The sequence below is a fragment of the Mycobacterium sp. E3198 genome (assembly GCF_001667015.1).
In the GTDB taxonomy this organism is placed as follows: domain Bacteria; phylum Actinomycetota; class Actinomycetes; order Mycobacteriales; family Mycobacteriaceae; genus Mycobacterium.
The window spans coordinates 1-1407 of sequence record NZ_LZIS01000210.1 but is presented as its reverse complement, the minus strand read 5'-3'; the positions used below and the strand labels follow the sequence as shown (position 1 = coordinate 1407).

Below are 1407 nucleotides of genomic sequence, written 5' to 3'. Positions count from 1 at the left end.
GATAAACGTTATTGTTTCGACCGGCTGCGCGGACTCACCACCGCGACCGATTGGATTGGTGCATGGCTGCAGAAAACTACAAGGCCAACGCCCGTACAGATTCTGGACGCGCTATCTAATGTAGTAAAACATGACGGCAACATAACTTGGCGGGGAAACATCGACCTACACGACTTGACACACGCGCGGCATCCGCGTGAAGCTTTGAGAATAGCAGTTGAGTCAGTGGATTCTGAGGAGTACCTGGACGTGCATTGTTCGGTATTCACCCCGAGGTCATTTTGCAATCTTCTCCGCCAGTTGAGCGTCTTTGGGCTCCTTGATTTCTATGTGGCTGATTTTCACGACAGCGTGGGCCACGAGTTCTTTGTCCAGCTGCAAAAACCTGAGAAGTTCGAGTGGTCTGAACAGATAATATCTATTCCATTATTTCGTGAAGGGCGCTACAAGGCGCTTCCCGAAAACTTCGATGCAAAGTTCTATCTGCACCATCACCCAGATATCGCGCAAGCGCGCATCGACCCCGCGGAGCATTATCTCGAATACGGTCGTTTCGAAGGCCGCGCGGTCTGTGCGGCCACGGGCTGAGCTGTTCCTGACCGGCGATGCCCCTCACCAGCCGAGAAAGCAAGGTGTAGCTTGATGAAATCTGAACTGCCCCAACAGCGACCAATAACCTGGCGCTATCTAGGGTCAAAGATGGTTATTCGGCCGGCGTCGCCTTACAAATTTATTTTGGACCAGCCTGTCGAGGACGTCGGCTTCTACGAATCCCTGGCGATTGCTTCCAACGATGTCGACTTGTGCCTGCGTCTTTCGCAGACAGGCTACCGCAACGTGTGGACTCCAACGCCTGCTCAGACACCGCACCGGCTAAGCGTCGCCGATTCGAGGGGGAATGTGCCGCCATGCGAGCGCGGTGGGGGCGACATGTTACCCAACGACCGCTATTACCACCCCGCACTATCGCTCGCCAATGCGACTTCATCACGTATTCCAGTCCCGCTACTAAGGAAGCACCCCGATGACCGCACCCTTTGACCGTGCCGCGACCCTCACCAAAAACCTGAAGCTCGAGAAGCAAGGGCTGGAAATTGGCCCACTGCATAAGCCGATAGTGCCCAAAAAAGGTACGGGCGTTTTATATGCCGATCACTTGCCTACAGATAAGTTGCGTGACAAGTATCGCAACAGTGAGCGCGTCAGCAACGACCACATCCAAGATGTAGACATCGTGGTCGGCCCCTCGGGCCTAAGGGATGCAGTCGGATCACGCCGATTCCACTACGTTGTTGCCTCCCATGTGATCGAACACGTCCCGAACCCGCTTGGGTGGTTCAATGAAATCCACGGATTCATGGAGCCTGGGGGAATCCTTTCGCTTGCCATACCGGACAAACGTTATAT

The 1407-nt window shown here is 54.4% G+C and carries 3 protein-coding genes; all 3 read left to right on the top strand.

Going from position 1 to position 1407, the window contains the following annotated elements; genetic code table 11:
• On the top strand, positions 1 to 588 hold a 588-nt coding region (locus A5673_RS29680; protein ID WP_197518454.1), incomplete at its 5' end, for a hypothetical protein.
• A gap of 54 nt (positions 589 to 642) precedes the next feature.
• Positions 643 to 1041: a glycosyltransferase family 2 protein gene (locus A5673_RS29280; RefSeq protein WP_156748514.1), complete on the top strand. Its 399-nt coding sequence runs from the start codon at positions 643 to 645 to the stop codon at positions 1039 to 1041.
• Positions 1025 to 1407: bifunctional 2-polyprenyl-6-hydroxyphenol methylase/3-demethylubiquinol 3-O-methyltransferase UbiG (locus tag A5673_RS28650; protein WP_156748512.1), on the top strand; the 383-nt coding region annotated here is incomplete at its 3' end. The genes A5673_RS29280 and A5673_RS28650, both read left to right, overlap by 17 nt.